Below are 16,879 nucleotides of genomic sequence, written 5' to 3'. Positions count from 1 at the left end.
ATGGACAGCCTGTTGCCACTCCTGGCCGCGACGCTGAACGCCGGCACGCCGCTGGCGCTGGCGGCGCTGGGGCTGGCCATCCACGAACGCGCGGGCGTGATCAATCTCGGGGCCGAGGGCATGATGCTGCTGGCCGCCGCGGCCGGCTTCGCGGTGGCCTTCCACACCGGTAGCCCCGCATGGGGACTGGCAGCGGGGGCCGCGGCGGGAGCCGTGCTGGCCGCCGTGTTCGCGCTGCTGGTCGTGGTGTTCAATGCCAGCCAGTACGGCAGCGGCCTGGCGATCATGCTGCTGGGGTCGGGGCTGTCGGCCTTCGCCGGCGTGTCCTATGCGGGGCGTTCGCTCGCGCAGGGCCAGGCCGGGCTGCCGTGGCTGCGGGACATACCCGGACTGGGCGGCACCGTGTTCGCACTGCATCCGCTGGTGTATGCGACGATGGCGCTGGCCTGCCTGCTGACCGCATTCCTGTATCGCACGCGAACCGGCATGCTGCTGCGGGCGGTGGGAGAGTCGCCGGAGTCGGCGCATGCGCTCGGCTATCCGGTGGGCTGGATACGCGCGCTGGCGATCCTCGCGGGCGGCCTGTGCTGCGGGCTTGCGGGGGCGTACCTGTCGGTGGTCTACACGCAGTTGTGGAGCGAAGGCATGGTGGCCGGCCGGGGCTGGATGGCGCTGGCGCTGATCGCCTTCGGCATGTGGCATCCCCTGCGCATCCTGCTGGGCGCGTATCTGTTCGGCGGCCTGACCATGCTGCAGTTCCAGCTGCAAGGCATGGGCGTGCAGGTGCCCTCGCAATTCCTGGCGATGCTGCCCTATGTCTGCACCATCGCCGTGCTGGCTCTGCGGGGCGGAAACCCCGGCTGGATGCGCCGGAACATGCCGCGTTCGCTGGGCCGGCCTTTCCTGCCCGAACGCTAGGGCGTGCCATGCCGGCCCGTCAGCGGCCGGAGGCGGGAACCAGCGTCAGGCGGTGGACATCGGGGCCGGGCAGGAAAGGTGTGGCCTCGCCATCCGTCCACGCCGAGTGGCCGGCCAGGAAGAAGGGCGACAGCGGATGGCCCGAGGCGCCGCCCGGCATTTCCATCAGTCCGTGTTCCTCGTGTCCCGGCGACACCACGAAGCGCTCGGACGCGCCGAACGAGGCGCCCTGGATGCGCGGCATGTGGATGTCGCCCGGCATGGGGCGCACGGGCGTCGACAGCCACGGCCTGACGGCCGCGGGCAGCACCCGGGCCAGCGGATGTTCCATGGCGAGGCGGTTGCGGTCGCCCCAGCGGATGTCGTCCAGCGGGCGACCACCGGCGGCGACCGAGGCGATGGCCGTGTCGATGCGTTCGAGCATGAAGGCGCGCCAGTCCGCTGCATAGGCCGGTTTCCAGGCCCGGGCGCGCACCAGGCTTTCCATGGTGGCCAGCACGCGTGACGAGGCGCGGCGCATCGACAGTCCGCCATCGATGTCCGCCAGTTTCTCGTCCAGCGCGCCGAACCAGGCGTCGTACAAGGCGTCGTGGTAGGCGCGCAGTAGCGCGTAGCCGGCGCTGCCGGCATCGGCGCGCCCGTTCCAGGCCTGCAGGAGGCGCCGGAAGGCGGCCCGTTGCGGATGGCCGGCGACGGCGGCATGGTCCAGCTCGGCCAGGGCCTGATCGCGCAGGAAAGCAACCCAGGCGGCGCGGTCGTCCAGCTGGATGGCCAGCAGGTCGCGCTCGTTGAAGCGTTCGCCGGCGAACAGCGCGTTGCGTATCTGCGTTCCGCGGGCGCCGACATCGGCGCCGCCGTCGCCTATCTTGCGCTGTGTGTCGTCGTCGGCGAGCTGGGTGCTGTTGGCCGTCCAGAGCCGGCCGTAGGCCGGCGCCTGGATCGCGGGATAGTCGGTGGGCGTCAGGCGCCCGAGCGGCGCGCCTGCATGGCCGGCCGCGACCGGGAAGCCCAGCGGGTCGAGCGTGGCGGTGGGCAGCGGTCCCGCCAGCGTCCAGCCTATGTTGCCGTCGCGATCGGCCACCACCAGGTTCTGCGTGGGGATGCCGGCGGTCTGCGCGACGTGCATCGCCTGGCCGACGTCGCGGGCGTCCTCCATGCCGGCCAGCCCCACGTTGGCGGCATCGGGCAGGTAGGCGATCCAGCGTATCGCGTAGGCCTTGCCGTTGGCCTGCCGCAGCGGACCCCATGGGGTCTCGCGCACGGGCAGCATGACCGGCGGCGCGCCTTTCACCTCGATGCGCTCCATCGTTTCCGATGCGGTTTCCCACGTTCCTGCCGGACCCCGGTAGCGGGAAGGATCGGCCGCATCGGTCTCCAGACGTACCAGATCGATGAAATGGCCATAGCTGTTGGTGAAGCCCCAGGCGACGTCGCCATTGCTGCCGGCCACCACGATGGGGGCGCCGGGCAGGCTGACGCCACTGATGCGCCGTGCGCCGGAGCCCGACGGAAATTCCAGGGTCAGCCGATACCAGACGTTGGGCAGGCGCAGGCCCAGGTGCATGTCGTTGGCCACCAGCGCGCGGCCGTCGGCGCCATGGCGTGCGTCGATGGCCCAGCCGTTGCTGCCCAGCGCCGACGAGGCGGTCCCGGCATCCACCATCAGCTCGGCGGGAATCACGCCGCGCGTGCGCGGCGGACGGGGCGTGTCTATCCAGTCGGGATGCGCATCGACCAGCGCGGTGTCCGGCGCGGCCGGCCGCGCGGAATAAGGCGGGCGGTCCAGGGGCGCATCCCAGTGACTGCGCGTGGGCAGCAGCGCCGAGAGCAGCGGAGCGGGCAGGAGGTCGCGCAGCGCGTCGCGCGAGCGCACCCGCAGCAGCTCGCCGCCTTGCAGGTCCAGGTACATCGCATAGATCGCCAGCAGCGTATCCACGGGCCGCCAGGGTTGCGGCGGCGCGCCCAGCAGGACGTATTCGAACGGCCGTGCGTCCAGCGCGGCCAGGCCGGCATTGACACCGTCCGCGTAGCGTTCCAGCAAGGCGCGGTGGGCGGGCGGCAGCGCGGCGTAGGCCTGCTCCGCGCGGGCGCGGAAGCGGTGCACGCGCACGCGCCGGTCCAGCGGCACGGCGGCCTCGCCCACCAGCGCGGCCAGCTCGCCGGCGGCCGAGCGCCGCACCAGGTCCATCTGGAAATAGCGGTCCTGCGCATGGGCGAAGCCCGTCGCGTAGGCGGCGTCGGCACGGTTGGCCGCGCGTATCGTGACGCTGCCCTGGGCGTCGCGCGCGATCGTGGCGGGCCGTGCCGTACCGGCCACGCTGAGTTCGCCGTCGACCTGGGGCAGGCTGGCGCGCAGGGTGAGCCAGGCAGCCGCGATGGCGGCGATGCCAAGGATGAGCACGCCTGCCACCGTGAACAGGGCGAGACGGGCGGGGCGTTGGGGGCTGCGGAGTTTCATGGTGCGCGGCTTGCCGTCCAATGTGTTTGCCGGGCACATTGTGCCCGTTCTGTTTCAAGCGCACGACACCGTGGAGGGTTCGTAAAAAGGCCGCACGTCGCCGTGCGGCCCGGCAGCGGGCCGAAGCCCGCCGGATACCGATCGCCGGCCAGACTAGACAGCGAGTCCCAGCCCCTTCGCCACGCCTTCCCCATAACGCGGATCCGCCTTGGCGAAATGCGCGATCTGGCGTTCCTGGATCTCGCGCGGCACCGTCTTCATCGCGTTGACGATGTTCTCGATCAACAGGGCCTGCTGGTCGGCGCTCATGAGGCGGAACAGGTCGCCGGCCTGGGTATAGTCGTCATTGCCGGCGCGATGGTCGTAGCGGTCGGCTTCACCCGACAGCGGCAGCGGCGGTTCGCGGTGCGCCGCATCCTGGCGCGGCGCGCCGGCCACGCTGTTCGGCTCATAGTTGGCCGCGCCGCCGAAGTTGCCATCGAAGCGCATGGCGCCGTCCCGCTGGTAGGTCCGCACCGGAGCATGAGGGCGGTTGACCGGCAGGGCCTGGTAGTTGGTGCCGACGCGGTACAGGTGGGCGTCATGGTAGGCGAACAGGCGGGCCTGCAGCATCTTGTCGGGGCTGAAGCCCAGTCCGCGCACGATGGACGACGGCGAGAACGCGGCCTGCTCGACCTCGGCGAAATAGTTCTCCGGATTGCGGTTCAGCGTGATCACGCCGACCTCGATCAGCGGGAAGTCCGCGTGGGGCCAGACCTTGGTCAGGTCGAAGGGATCGTAGGGCGTGGCGCGCGCCTGCTCCTCGGTCATGACCTGGATGCAGAAGCGCCACTTGGGATAGTCGCCTCGTTCGATCGCCTCGAACAGGTCGCGCTGGGCGTAGTCCGGGTCCTGGCCGGCAATCCGCGCGGCGTCGCGCGGATGCAGGTTGCGGATGCCCTGCAGGCTGAGCACGTGGTACTTGACCCAGACGCGCCGGCCCGGGGCGTCGATCATGCTGAACGTGTGGCTGCCGAATCCGTGCATGGCGCGATAGCCGTCGGGCGTGCCGCGATCGGAGAACAGGGTGGTGACCTGGTGCAGCGATTCGGGCGACTGCGACCAGAAGTCCCACGTCGCGGTGGGGTTCTTCATGTTGGTGCGCGGGTCGCGCTTCTGGGTGTGGATGAAGTCGGGGAACTTGATGCCGTCGCGGATGAAGAAGACCGGCGTGTTGTTGCCCACCAGGTCCCAGTTGCCTTCGTTGGTATAGAACTTGATGGCGAAGCCGCGCGGGTCGCGCTCGGTGTCGGCCGAACCCTTCTCGCCGCCCACGGTGGAGAAGCGGATGAAGACGTCGGTCTTGCGGCCCACCTGTGCGAACAGGTCGGCACTGGTGTAGCGGGTGATGTCGTTGGTCACCTCGAACACGCCGTAGGCGCCCGAGCCCTTGGCATGCACCACGCGCTCGGGGATGCGTTCGCGGTTGAAGTGCTGCAGCTTCTCGACCAGGTGGAAGTCCTCGATCAGCACGGGGCCGCGCGGGCCGGCGGTTTTCGAGTTCTGGTTGTCGGCGACAGGCGCGCCCGTTGCGGTGGTGAGAGTCGTCATTCCTAGCTCCGAATTGTCGAGGCCCCACGATAGGCCGCCCAGGTTCATTGGTAAATTGAATTGAATAAATCGCGGCAATAGGTCGTTTCAATGAATGATAAAATGCCGAGTTCGTTCGTGTCCGTCCCGGCGTAGCTTCCCGCCGGCCGGATCTTTTTCCCGGAAGCCGTGTTCGAGGAGAACCAGCGTGAAAAACCTCGTTTCGGTGCCGCTTGCGCACCGTGAACAACCTTGTCCCCACGAAATGGAAGCCATGGCCGGCCCCGCCAGCACGGGGCGCCGCCGCGTCCTGGGCTGGCTGGCGGCGGGCGCGCCCATCGCCGGCGCGGCCCTGGGCGCGCCGCGCCTGGCCTGGGCGGCCGATCCGCTGTCCGTGGGTTTCGTCTACATGTCGCCCATTACCGATGCGGGCTGGACGCGCCAGCACGAGGACGGCCGCCTGGCCATGGTCGCCGCGCTGGGGTCGCGGGTGGCCACGCGCGTGGTCGAGAACGTGCCCGAGAATGCCGACGCCGAGCGGGTGATACGCGATCTCGCGCGCCAGGGCTGCAAGCTCATCTTCACCACGTCCTTCGGCTACATGGACGCGGTGCTGCGGGTGGCGCGCGAGTTCCCGGGCGTGGTGTTCGACCAGGCCTCGGGCTATCGCCTCGCGCGCAACCTGGGAGCCTACAACATCCGCTTCTACGAGGGCCGCTACCTGGCCGGACTGGTGGCGGGGGCGATGACGCGCAGCCATGTCCTGGGCTATGTCGCGGCCCTGCCGATCCCGGAGGTGATCCAGGGCATCAACGCCTTCACGCTGGCCGCGCGCAGCGTCAATCCCAAGGTCCAGGTGCGCGTGGTCTGGACCCAGAACTGGTTCGATCCCCCCCGCGAGCGCGATGCGGCCCAGGCCGCCCTGCGCCAGGGGGCCGACGTGCTGACCAATCACTCGGGATCGTCGGCGGTGGCGCAGGCCGCCGAGGCGGCGGGCGCCTGGATGCTGGGCTATACGTCCGACATGAGCCGCTATGCGCCAACGCGCCAGCTCGGCGCCGTCGTGCACCGCTGGGGCGACCACTACGTCCAGGCTGCGCGCGAAGTGCTGGACGGCACCTGGACCTCGCGGTCCATCATGGGCGGCCTGAAGGACGGCATGATCGCGCTCGAGGCGCTGTCGCCGAAGGTTCCCCAGGCGGTGCGCGCGTCGGTGGACGAGGCGCGCCGGAAGATCGCGGCGGGCGCGCTGCATCCCTTCGGCGGCCGGCTGGTGGACAACCAGGGCAAGGTGCGCCAGCAGTCCGGCGTGCCGAGCCAGAAGGACGTCGACCACATGGACTGGTTCGTCGAGGGCGTGGTGGGCAAGGCGGTGGCCTGAGGGCGCCGCGCGCTCCGGTAAAGTAGCGGGGACGCGTGAACCGCGGGCAGCCGGCGCGGTCCTATCCGGGGCTGCCCGGGCGCGCCGCGCGTGCCGCGGGCCCGCATCGCCCGGGCGCTCGCCTTCGATCCACTTTCTTTCCCGCCGGCCATGACCACCGACATCCGTTCGTTCTCACCGCTGTCCCTCCTGGCCCAGGCCTGGCGCATGACCGTGCGCGACTGGCGCGCCGGGGAACTCAGGCTGCTGGCGATGGCGCTGGTCATCGCCGTGGCCTCGGTTTCCAGCGTGGGCTTCCTGGCCGACCGCATCCGCCAGGCGCTCGAACGCGACGCCGCCCAATTGCTGGGCGGCGACGTCGTGCTGATCTCCGACAATCCGGCCGGCCAGGCGCCGCGCGACGAAGCGCGCCGGCTTGGGCTGTCGGTGACCGAGAACCTGCAGTTCCCGTCCATGGCCAGCGTCGGGACCGGCGACGCCGCGCGTTCGCAACTGGCGGCCTTGAAGGCGGTGCGGCCGGACTACCCGCTGCGCGGCAGTCTGCGCGTGGCCGACGGCCCCACCGCGCCCGATGAACCGACCCGCGAGATTCCCGCGCCCGGGACCGCCTGGGTGGACCCGCAGCTGCTGTCGCTGCTGGACGTGCGCGTGGGCGACGACCTGCAGCTGGGCGACCGGCATTTCCGCATCGCCCGGGTGATCACGGTGGAACCCGACCGCGGCATGAACTTCATCAACGTGGCGCCGCGGGTCATGATCCGCGAGGACGATCTGGCGTCGACCGGACTGGTGACTTTCGGCAGCCGCATCACCTACCGCCTGCTGGCGGCGGGGCAGCCGGCGGCGGCGCGCGAGTATGCCGCCTGGCTGCAGGCCCATCCGCAGCGCGGCCAGCGCGTGGAAACGCTGGACTCCGGCCGGCCCGAGATGCGCCGCACCATCGATCGGGCGCAGCAGTTCCTGTCGCTGGTGGCGCTGCTGGCGGCCTTGATCGCGGCGGTGGCCGTCGCGCTGGCCGCGCGGCGCTTCACGCTGCGGCATTTCGACAGCGTGGCGGTCATGCGCTGCCTGGGGGCGACGCAGGCCACGCTGACCGGGCTGTTCGCCGCCGAGTTCCTGATCATCGCGCTGGGGGCGGCCGCCGTCGGCAGCGCGCTCGGCTATGCCGCGCACGAAGGCCTGATCGCCGCGCTGGGCGGCCTGATCACGTCCGACCTGCCGCGCGCCGGGCCGCTGCCCGCGATACAGGGATTCCTGGCCGGTGTCTGGCTGCTGATGGGCTTCGCGCTGCCGCCGCTGGCCCAGTTGCGCCACGTCGCGCCCGCCCGCGTACTGCGCCGGGACACCGGCGTCGCTCCGGTGCGGACCGCGCTGGGCTATGGCGTGGGCGCGGTGGGCTTCGCGCTGCTGCTGCTCTGGTTTGCGCGCGACCTGAAGCTGGGCCTGATGGTTGCCGGGGGATTCCTGGGCGGCTTCCTGCTGTTCTCCGGCATCTCGTGGCTGGGGCTGCGCTGGCTGGAGCCGCTGCGGCAATGGCAGCGCGGGCCAGTGGCCCTGCGTTTCGCGCTGGCAGGCGTGGTCCGCCGCCGCGGCGCCACGGTGGCGCAGATCTGCGCGTTGGCGGTGGGGCTGATGGCGATCCTGCTGCTGTCCATCACGCGCGGCGATCTGGTCGAGGGCTGGCGCAGCGCCGCGCCGCCCGATGCGCCCAACCGTTTCCTGATCAACATCCAGCCGGATCAGCGCGAGGCGGTTACGCAGCGTCTGGCGCAGGCGGGGCTGGGCCACGTGCAGCTCTACCCGATGATCCGCGGGCGGCTGATCGAGATCAACGGACGGGGGGTCGGGCCGGCCGACTACCAGGACGATCGCGCGCAGCGGCTGGTGGACCGGGAGTTCAATCTTTCCTACATGGACGAGTTGCCGGGCCACAACCGCGACGTGGCCGGCCGCTGGCTGGATCCGGACGCCGCCGAGGTATCGATGGAGCAGGGCATCGCGAAGACCCTGGGCGTGAACCTGGGCGACATGCTGCGGTTCGACATCGCCGGCAACGCGGTCGACGTGAAGGTGACCGGCCTGCGGGCGGTGGACTGGGATTCCATGCAGGTGAACTTCTTCGCCATCCTGTCGCCGGCGGCGTTGCGCGACATGCCGCAGAGCTGGATCACCGCGCTGCACCTGCCGCCCGAGAAGGCGGATCTGTCCAACGCGCTGATCCGGGAATTTCCCAACCTGACCATCTTCGATACCAGCGCCATCCTGAGACAGGTGCAGGACGTGCTGGAGCAGGTAGTGGCGGCGGTACAGTTCCTGTTCCTGTTCACGCTGGCCGCCGGCTGCCTGGTGCTGTATGCGGCGCTGGCCTCCACCCGCGACGAGCGGGTGCGCGAGGCGGGGCTGCTGCGCGCGCTGGGGGCCACGCGCCGCCAGCTGTCGCTGGCGCAATGGCTGGAGCTGGCCGCCATAGGCGGCGCGGCGGGCGTGCTGGCCGCCGCCGGCGCGTCGGTGATCGCATGGCTGCTGGCCCGCCATGTGTTCAACTTCGCGCTGACGCCCAATCCGTGGGTGTGGGCGATCGGGCTGCTGGTGGGCGTGGCGTGCGCCTGGGCGGGGGGATGGATGGGCCTGCGCGGCGTGCTGCGCCAGCCGCCGCTGGCGACCCTCAGGGAGGTATAGCCCCCCCTGCGCGCTTCGCGCGCCCCGGCAAAGCCGGATCCGCCGTGCCCGCGCAACTACCAGGCTGATGAGAGGGCGGTGTTTTTTCCGCTTCTCGATGGAAACGACATGAACGACAAGACGATATTGATACGCGAGCCCGAGGAACCGGCTCCGGCCGGCCAGACCCTGTTCGACGTGATAGGCGGCGAAGCGCGCGTGCGCGAACTGGTCGACCGGTTCTACGACCTGATGGACCTGGACGCCGACCTGGCCGAGCTGCGTGCCGCGCATGGCCCGTCGCTGGACCAGGCCAGGGAGAAGCTGTTCTGGTTCCTGTGCGGCTGGATGGGCGGCCCCGATTACTACATTCGCCGCTTCGGCCATCCCCGCCTGCGGGCACGCCATCTGCCGTTCTCGATCGGCACCACGGAGCGCGACCAGTGGGTGGTCTGCATGGGCCGGGCGATGCAGCAGGTCGGCGTCGAGCCGGCGTTGGCCGACAAGCTGCTGGCCTCGTTCTACAACACGGCGGACTGGATGCGGAACCGGCCGGAATAGGCCGGGCTCAGGCGCCGCCGCCGGGTCTTTCCCAGGGCGGCGTGCCGCCCAGGTGTTCGCGCAGCCAGGCCAGCAGCAGCTCCATGCGCGGCAAGGCGCGCTTGCGGGCCGGGATCAGGGCCTTGAGCCAGACGTCCTGCAAGGGGTGGTCCTCCAGCAGCGACACCAGGCTGCCGTCCGCCAGCGCGCTTCGCGCGACATAGGTGGGCAGCACGGCGATGCCGTTGCCGGCGCGGGCGGAGGCATACAGCACGTAGTTGTCGTTGGCGCCCAGGCGCGCGGGCACGTCGACGCTGATGGGGCCGCTTGCGCTGTTGAAGTGCCAGCTGTGGCCGGTGGGGTTGAATACCAGGCAGTCGTGGTCGGCCAGGTCGCGCGGATGGCGGGGGGCGGGCCGGCGCGCCAGGTAGTCGGGCGCGGCGCAGACGACCTGGCGCAGCGGGCACAGCGGCTCGTCCACCACGCCCTCGTAGCTGTCGGCGCGGCCGCTGACCGAGATGTCGAAGCCTTCCTCCGCGGGATTGGCCGACCGGTCCAGCAGCGCGACTTCCAGGGTCAGCCGTTCGTGGCGGCGCTGGAAGGCCGCGAGGATGTCGGCCAGGTACAGCACCGTGAGCGAGGTCGGGGCCCGCAGCCGGATGTGGCCGTCCAGCGCGTCCTGGTCGCGCTTGAGTTCCGAGGCGATGTCGTCGAAATCGCTGACCAGCGCGCGTGCCCGGGCGTGGAACTTGTGGCCGGCCTCGGTCAGCGTCACGCGGCGGCTGGAGCGCTCGAACAGGCGCGTGCCCAGGGTCCATTCGAGATGGCCGATGCGCTTGGCGACGACCGAGGGCACCGTGTCGAGCTGGCGCGCCGCTTCCGAGAAATTGCCGCCGCGCACCGTGGCGAGGAAAGCGCGCAGGTTGGCCAGGGTATCCATCTTCTTTTCCAAAACGCGAAAGCTGGTTCGTCGAATTAGACCAGATAATCCGTTTTGAAATAGATAACATGTCCGCATTCTCTGAACGACAAGGTGAAGCAATGACAGCGGCACATCCGGCCAGCGTGACCGAACCCGCGCGGCAGACTCCCGTGCTGGGCGAATTCGACGTGGTGGTGCTGGGCGGCGGGCCCGCCGGGATGACGGCGGCCGCGGCGGCGGCGCGCCATGGTTGCCGCACCCTGTTGATCGAACGCTACGGGTTCCTGGGCGGCATGGGTACGGCCGCCGGCGTGACCAATTTTTGCGGCCTGCACGCCAACGTCTTCGGCGACAACCGGCGCGTGGTGCACGGCCTGGCGGACGAGCTGCTGGCCACGCTGGAAGGGCTGAGCGGGCTGTGCGAGCCGCACCGCATGTTCCAGGACAAGATCATGGCGCAGGCCTACGACAACGCGGCCTACAAGCTGGCGGCCGATGACCTGGTGGTCTCCAGCGGCAGCCAGTTGCTGTTCCATGCGCAGGCGGCCGGCGTGCTGATGCGTTCGCCCGGCGAGATCGCCGCGCTGCTGGTCGAGACCAAGTCCGGCCGTGCCGCCGTGGTCGGCAGGATCTATATCGATTGCTCGGGCGACGGCGACATGGCGGCCGCGGCGGGCGTGCCCTACGAGAAAGGCGACGGCCACGGCGGCATGCTGTATCCGTCGACCATGTTCCGCGTCAACAACGTCGATCCGGCCCGCGCCGGCAGGGCCTGGGAACATTTCGGCCGCCTGATGGAGGAAGCCGCGCGCAACGGCCGCCGCTTCGCGCGCAAGACGCCCATCGTGCGGCCGCAAAGGAATCCGGTCGAATGGCGCGCCAACGTGACCCAGCTCAGCAATCCGGACGGGACCGCGATCGACGGCACCGATGCCTGGCAATTGAGCGAGGGCGAACTGCAGGGCCGGCGCCAGGCCCGCGACTTCTTCGAGTTCCTGCGCGAGTACGCGCCCGGCTTCGACGCCTCGTACATCCTGGAGATCGCGCCGCAGGTGGGCATACGCGAGACGCGCCGCATCGTCGGCGAATACCAGCTGACCGAGGACGACGTGCTGGGCTGCGCGAGCTTCGAGGACACCATAGGCGTGAACGGCTGGCCGGTCGAGGCCCACGTCGCCGGCGACATCGTGTTCAAGTTCGTCGACGTGCCCAATGTGCGGGGCTTCAACCACCTGCCGTACCGCATGCTGCTGCCGCTGGGCGTGGACAACCTGCTGGTGGCGGGGCGCTGCGCTTCGATGACCCACATGGGCCAGTCAGCCGCGCGCGTGACCGGTCCGTGTTTCGCCATGGGCCAGGCGGCCGGCACGGCGGCGGCCCTGTCGCTGCGCGCCGGCGTGGCGCCGCGCCGGCTGGACGTGGCCGCCTTGCAGCAGGTCCTGGAGCGGGACGGGGCCTACCTGGGCCGGGACATGTAGCGGCGGCGCCGGGCGAGATCAGGCGCGGCCGCCGATGAAGCCGGTGGCGTTGATCTCGACCTTCAGGGCGGGCGTGGCGAGTCCCGTCACCTCGACCAGGGTGCAGCAGGGGAAGTCGCCGGTGAAGAATTCCTTGCGCGCCCGCCAGACCTCCTGTCTTTCCTCGATCCGGGTCACGAACACGTTGAGCTGGATGATGTCGTCCATGGCGGCGCCGCAGGCCTCGACCAGGTGCCGGATCTTCTGGAAGGTCCGCCGCGATTGGTCGTACATGCTGCCGTCGCCTTCCACGCCACCGGAAAGATCGTGGGCGGTCATGCCCGAGATGAAGAACTGCCCGTTGTGGACCTTGCAGTTGGTCCAGGTCTGGGGCGGCGCGGCTTTGACTTCGGGCGCATGGATGCTTTTCATGGCTGGGGACTCTCCTGTGGTGGACGCGAGGCTTCAGGCCACCGCGTCGGCCTGCGTGGAAGGATGCGCCGCGGCGAAGGGCGGCAGTGATTCGCAGCGCCGCGCGATGGCGGCGAGCCGGGGATAGGGGCGCAGGTCGCAGCCGAACCGGCGCGCGTTGTAGAGCTGGGGCACCAGGCAGACGTCGGCGAGGCCCGGTTCATCGCCGCAGCAATAGTCGCCATCCCAGCCCCAGTGTTCCAGCGAGGCTTCGAAGGCCTGCAGGCCGGCGGCGATCCAGGTGGCGTACCAGTCGTTGCGGGCGGCCTCGTCCAGGCCCAGGCGCTGTTCCAGATGGCGCAGGACCCGGACGTTGTTCAAGGGATGGATGTCGCAGGCGACGATGTTGGCCAGCATGCGCACGTAGGCGCGTCGGCGGACGTCGGTCGGCAGCAGGGCGGGCGAAGGATGGCGCTCCTCCAAGTATTCGAAGATCGCCATCGACTGGGCCAGTTCGAAATCGCCGTCCTGCAAGGCCGGGACCAGGCCCTGCGGATTGGTGCCGAGAAACGGCGCGGCCCGGTGGTCCATGCGCGGCAGGCTGACGTACTCCGGCCGGTAGGGCAGGCCCTTCCAGTTGAGCATGATGCGCACCCGGTACGAGGTGGACGAACGCCAGTAGGTGTAGAGCGTGAGCATGACGGCGTGTCCCTTCAGCGCCGGTTGCCGGGGGCCCAGGGCAGGAAGCGCCGTTCGAATTCGTCCACGACCGTGAAGAAGATCCAGCCCAGCGCGCCGATGACCACGATGCCGACGAACATCGTTTCGATGTTGAAGGTCTGCCAGGAATCCCAGACCAGGAAGCCGATGCCGCTTTTCGAGCCGACGAACTCGGCGCTGACCAGCACCAGCAGCGACACGCCCAGGCTCAGCCGGATGCCGGCGATGATCATGGGCAGCGCGCCGGGAAGCGCGATGGTCAGGATGCGGCGCAATCGGCCGACCCGGAAGCTGTGGCCGACGTCCCAATAGATGCGTTCGACATTCAATACGCCCGCCGCCGAGTTGATCGCCATGAAGAAAAACACCGCGATCGCCACCAGGACGTACTTGCTGACCTCGCCTATGCCGAAGATCACCATGATCAGCGGGAAGATGGCGATCTTGGGAATGGGGTAGAGCGAGGCGATGACGGGCGACAGCACGGCCCTGACCAGCGGCGAGAGCCCGATGGCGACGCCGGTGAGCACGCCGGGAATGGCGCCCAGCGCGAAGCCTATGCCTATGCGCACCAGCGAGATGCCGACGTGGCGCGCCAGTTCGCCCGACTGCGCCAGCGCCCAGAACGTGCCGGCGATCTGGCTGGGCGACGAGAACAGCCGCGCGTCGACCAGCCCCGCGCGGACCAGGGCTTCCCACGCCGCCAGGATGATCAGGGGCGTGGCGACGGACAGCAGCCGTTCCAGCCGCTGGCGGCGGCGTTCCGCGTGCCCGATGTCGCGCGAGGGTTCGATGGGGATCAGGTCCTCAGCCATGTCCGTCTCCTGTCTGGTCGGACTGGGTTTGCAGGAAGGATTCCTGGATGTGCGCGGCCACCCGCGATGCGAGATCGACATAGGCGCGATCGGCGCGCAGGGCCGCGTACGAACGCGGGCGGGCGAAGGGCGAGGCCAGCGTGGCGCGCACGCCGCCCGGGCGCCCGCCCAGCACGACGATGCGGTCGGCCAGGAGGACCGCCTCGTCGACGGAGTGGGTGATGAAGACGACCGTCTTGCGCGTTTCTTCCCAGATGCGCAGCAGCTCTTCCTGCATGACCGCGCGGTTCTGCTCGTCCAGCGCCGAGAACGGTTCGTCCATCAGCAGGATCTCGGGATCGTTGGCGAACGCCCGGGCGATGGAGACGCGCTGCTTCATGCCGCCCGAGAGCTGGTGCGGGTAGGCGTGGGCGAAGGGCCGCAGGCCCACCTTGTCGAGATAGTAGTCGACCCGCCGCTTCATTTCCGGCTTGGGCATGCCGCTGGAGCGCACGCCGTAGGCGACGTTGTCGTACACGCTCAGCCAGGGAAAGATGGAGTGTTCCTGGAACACCACCGAGGTCAGCGGCCTGCCGGCCGGGGCGGGCCGTACGGCCAGCTTGCCGTCGGTATGCGTGTCCAGGCCGGCCAGGATGCGCAGCAGCGTGGTCTTGCCGCAGCCCGAGGGCCCGACGATGCAGACGAATTCCCCGTTCAGGATGTCGAGATCGACGCCGCGCAAGGCCGTGTATTCGCCCTTGCCGGCCAGAAAGCGTTTGCCCAGGTTTTCCATGACGATCGCGCGCCGGCGTCCGGGGTCCGCCGGCGCGCCGGGGGAAAGCGCGAATTCGGGCATCGCTTTCATCACCGTCTCCTAGGGCGTGAAGGTGGATCCGACCGTCTGGCGGCCGTCGTGGTCGGGATAGGGTTGTTCGCGGTACATGCCCAGCGTCCGCATGACCGGCTCGTCGGTGATGCAGAACAGGATGGCATCGCGGCCGTGCGGATTCACGTGTTCGTGCCAGGCCCAGTTCGGAATGACGAAGACGTCGCCGCGGGCCCAGTCGAAGCGCTGGCCATCGACGATGCTGCTGCCTTCGCCCTCGATCACGTAGTGGACGGTACTGGCCGTGGCGCGATGCGCCCGGGTGTGCTCGGCGGGTCTCAGGAGTTGGGCGCGGCAGGACATCGTCGGCAGGGTGGGGCCGGAGGTCCGGGGGTTGACGTACTCCAGCAGGATGCCGTCGTGGGGGCTGCCGTCTTCGCGGCGCAGGCGTTCGAGGGACTCGCGCATGTCGAGCCAGCGGTAGCGCATGACGGGCTGGGGATCGGGGTCGCCGTCCCAGCCCGCCGGCCGGGCATGGCCGTAGCGGGCCGTCGTATAGCCCTCGGGCCGGGGCGGCGCCGAATCGTCGTCGCCCGGTTCGAACCAGCTTGCCTGCAGCAGGTTGACCAGCGGATAGTCCAGCGCATCCAGCCAGACGATATCGTGTTCCGTGTCGTTCCTGTGCCCATGCCAGGTGCCCGAGGGCGTGAGCAAGAGGTCGTTCTCTTCCATGCGCAGCGGTTCGCCGTGGACGCAGGTGAACACCTCGCCGCCGTGGCTGCGGGCCGCGAACCTGACCGCGCCGGCCTGGTGGCGGTGGGCGGGCGCGCGTTCCCCGGGGCGCACCAGTTGCAGGGCGGTCGCCAGGGTATGGGAGGTCGAGAATTGGGCCCGCAGGTCGGGATTCGTATGTTCCATCGATCGCCGCTCGGCGCCGCGCTCCAGGGTCACGAGATCCCCCGCCCGCATCAGATGGGCAAGTACGTGGTCCCATTTCCACAGGAAGGGCCGGTACGTGACGACAGGCTGCATGGATACGAACTGCGAGACGTATTTCCACGTGGGCACCAGGCGCGCCCGTTCCATGTCGGCATGCAGTTGTTCGAGGCTGTCGGAGGCCATGTCAATTCACTCCTTGCCTGGGGCCCTTGCGGCCCAGGCGATCCAGGGCATGGTCCAGGTAGCGGTAGTCGACCAGGTCGGTCAGCCGGGGCTGCGTCTTGAGCAGCCCCAGCCCCGCGTACCATGCCATGCTGTCCTTGATGGTCTGCAGGTTGAGGTAGCCGTCGGGGTTGAATCCCGGGTAGACCACTTTCTTCAACAGCTCCTGGTTCTTGAAGACTTCGATGTGGCGGCTGAGCGCCCGCTCGGTCACGTCGCGGGAGCCCCGGCCGTCCAGCGAATCGAGGTAGTCGCGGATGCCGCGCACGTAGGCGACCATCCATTTCCTGCCGACGTCGGAATCGGCCTGGGTCAGGCTGGGGCCATAGATGATGCCGGCGATCTGGAATTCGGGCGAGGTCTGGTCGAAGCCCAGCAGGCGCGCGCCGATCTGCCGCTGGGAGACGACCGTGACCAGCGGCTCTATCATCAGCGCGGCGTCCACCGCCTTGTTCGCGAGCGCCGCGACCATGCTGGGAAACGCGAGCTGCTCGAAGCCGACGTCGTTCAGGCCCAATCCGGCGGTGCGCAGCGCCGTGTCCAGTTGCAGTTCCATCGGGGAATGGCGCGACGGCGTCGCCACCTTCATGCCCTTGATGTCGCCTATGCCCTTGACCCGGCCGGAATCGACCAGATCCTTGCGCACCACCAGCGCGTTGAACCCGTGGCCGGGAGAGTTGCGCCCCTTGTCGGCGACCAGCTTGAACGGCAGTCCGCGCAGGGCGCCGTTGAACAGCGCCAGCGTGGGTGCGCCGGAGGCGACGTCGAGCTGGCGGGCGCTCAAGGGGGCCACCATGTCGGCGGTGTTGCTGAACGACACGAATTCCACGTCCAGCCCTTCTTCCTTGAAGTAGCCCTGTTCGTACGCGATCAGCGCGGGCGCCTCGGACAGGCTGTCGAGCATGCCGACACGCACCTTGCGCAGCGCCTTGTCCGGCTGCGCGGCAAGCACGCGCGTCCACGGCGGCAGCGTGGCCAAGGCCAGGCCCGACAGGGCGGCCAGCCGGCGCCGGGTGGGCGAGGGGGCGGCGGGAGGAGAACGGCGTCTGGTATTCATGGCGGCT

Annotated in this window: 14 protein-coding genes; 5 read left to right on the top strand and 9 right to left on the bottom strand. The window is 69.5% G+C overall.

What is annotated here, in order from left to right:
* On the top strand, positions 1-918 hold the full coding sequence (locus WKR98_RS28620; protein ID WP_124690071.1) for an ABC transporter permease: 918 nt from the start codon (positions 1-3) through the stop codon (positions 916-918).
* A 19-nt stretch (positions 919-937) separates the two neighbouring features.
* On the opposite strand, the gene WKR98_RS28615 is transcribed toward WKR98_RS28620, so the two are convergent.
* Positions 938-3,376 (bottom strand): penicillin acylase family protein, encoded by a 2,439-nt coding sequence (locus WKR98_RS28615; protein ID WP_341435341.1) that lies wholly within the window; start codon positions 3,374-3,376, stop codon positions 938-940.
* Between the two features lie 153 nt (positions 3,377-3,529).
* Entirely contained in the window at positions 3,530-4,966 is a 1,437-nt protein-coding gene (locus WKR98_RS28610) for a catalase (RefSeq protein WP_124690069.1), read from the bottom strand.
* 187 nt (positions 4,967-5,153) lie between these two features.
* On the opposite strand from WKR98_RS28610, the gene WKR98_RS28605 reads away from it, so the two are divergent.
* The 3 genes from WKR98_RS28605 to WKR98_RS28595 all read left to right on the top strand — a co-directional run bounded on the left by WKR98_RS28605 (position 5,154) and on the right by WKR98_RS28595 (position 9,545).
* Positions 5,154-6,326: a BMP family ABC transporter substrate-binding protein gene (locus WKR98_RS28605; RefSeq protein WP_341435340.1), complete on the top strand. Its 1,173-nt coding sequence runs from the start codon at positions 5,154-5,156 to the stop codon at positions 6,324-6,326.
* Between the two features lie 150 nt (positions 6,327-6,476).
* Entirely contained in the window at positions 6,477-9,005 is a 2,529-nt protein-coding gene (locus WKR98_RS28600; protein ID WP_341435339.1) for an ABC transporter permease, read from the top strand.
* 108 nt (positions 9,006-9,113) lie between these two features.
* Positions 9,114-9,545, top strand: coding sequence for a group II truncated hemoglobin (locus WKR98_RS28595; protein ID WP_124690068.1), 432 nt, complete (start codon positions 9,114-9,116; stop codon positions 9,543-9,545).
* A 7-nt stretch (positions 9,546-9,552) separates the two neighbouring features.
* On the opposite strand, the gene WKR98_RS28590 is transcribed toward WKR98_RS28595, so the two are convergent.
* Positions 9,553-10,464, bottom strand: a complete 912-nt coding sequence (locus WKR98_RS28590; protein ID WP_124690067.1) for a LysR family transcriptional regulator — start codon at positions 10,462-10,464, stop codon at positions 9,553-9,555.
* Positions 10,465-10,565: 101 nt separating this feature from the next.
* Between WKR98_RS28590 and WKR98_RS28585 the strand changes: the two genes are divergently transcribed.
* Complete coding sequence (locus tag WKR98_RS28585; protein WP_341435338.1) at positions 10,566-11,924, top strand: FAD-dependent oxidoreductase; 1,359 nt, start codon at positions 10,566-10,568, stop codon at positions 11,922-11,924.
* A gap of 18 nt (positions 11,925-11,942) precedes the next feature.
* Here WKR98_RS28585 and WKR98_RS28580 read toward each other — a convergent pair whose 3' ends face one another.
* The 6 genes from WKR98_RS28580 to WKR98_RS28555 are packed head-to-tail and all read right to left on the bottom strand — an operon-like array spanning position 11,943 to position 16,872.
* Positions 11,943-12,335 (bottom strand): RidA family protein, encoded by a 393-nt coding sequence (locus WKR98_RS28580; RefSeq protein WP_124690065.1) that lies wholly within the window; start codon positions 12,333-12,335, stop codon positions 11,943-11,945.
* A 33-nt stretch (positions 12,336-12,368) separates the two neighbouring features.
* Positions 12,369-13,013, bottom strand: a complete 645-nt coding sequence (gene maiA, locus WKR98_RS28575) for a maleylacetoacetate isomerase (RefSeq protein ID WP_124690064.1) — start codon at positions 13,011-13,013, stop codon at positions 12,369-12,371.
* Positions 13,014-13,027: 14 nt separating this feature from the next.
* Positions 13,028-13,849, bottom strand: a complete 822-nt coding sequence (locus WKR98_RS28570; RefSeq protein WP_161567851.1) for an ABC transporter permease — start codon at positions 13,847-13,849, stop codon at positions 13,028-13,030.
* Positions 13,842-14,693 carry an ABC transporter ATP-binding protein gene (locus WKR98_RS28565; RefSeq protein WP_238160032.1) on the bottom strand — a complete coding sequence of 284 codons (852 nt, stop codon included), beginning with the start codon at positions 14,691-14,693 and terminating at the stop codon, positions 13,842-13,844. Before WKR98_RS28565 ends, WKR98_RS28570 begins: the two co-directional genes overlap by 8 nt.
* 9 nt (positions 14,694-14,702) lie before the next feature.
* Positions 14,703-15,776, bottom strand: coding sequence for a 5-aminosalicylate 1,2-dioxygenase (mabB, locus tag WKR98_RS28560; RefSeq protein WP_124690062.1), 1,074 nt, complete (start codon positions 15,774-15,776; stop codon positions 14,703-14,705).
* A 1-nt stretch (position 15,777) separates the two neighbouring features.
* A complete protein-coding gene (locus WKR98_RS28555) occupies positions 15,778-16,872 on the bottom strand; it encodes an ABC transporter substrate-binding protein (RefSeq protein ID WP_341435337.1) in 1,095 nt (364 codons plus the stop codon).
* Positions 16,873-16,879: the final 7 nt, after the last annotated feature.

Source organism: Pigmentiphaga sp. YJ18 (assembly GCF_038066655.1).
Lineage (GTDB): Bacteria > Pseudomonadota > Gammaproteobacteria > Burkholderiales > Burkholderiaceae_B > Pigmentiphaga.
The sequence above is the reverse complement of the archived record's forward strand: the minus strand, read 5'-3'. Positions and strand labels throughout refer to the sequence as shown.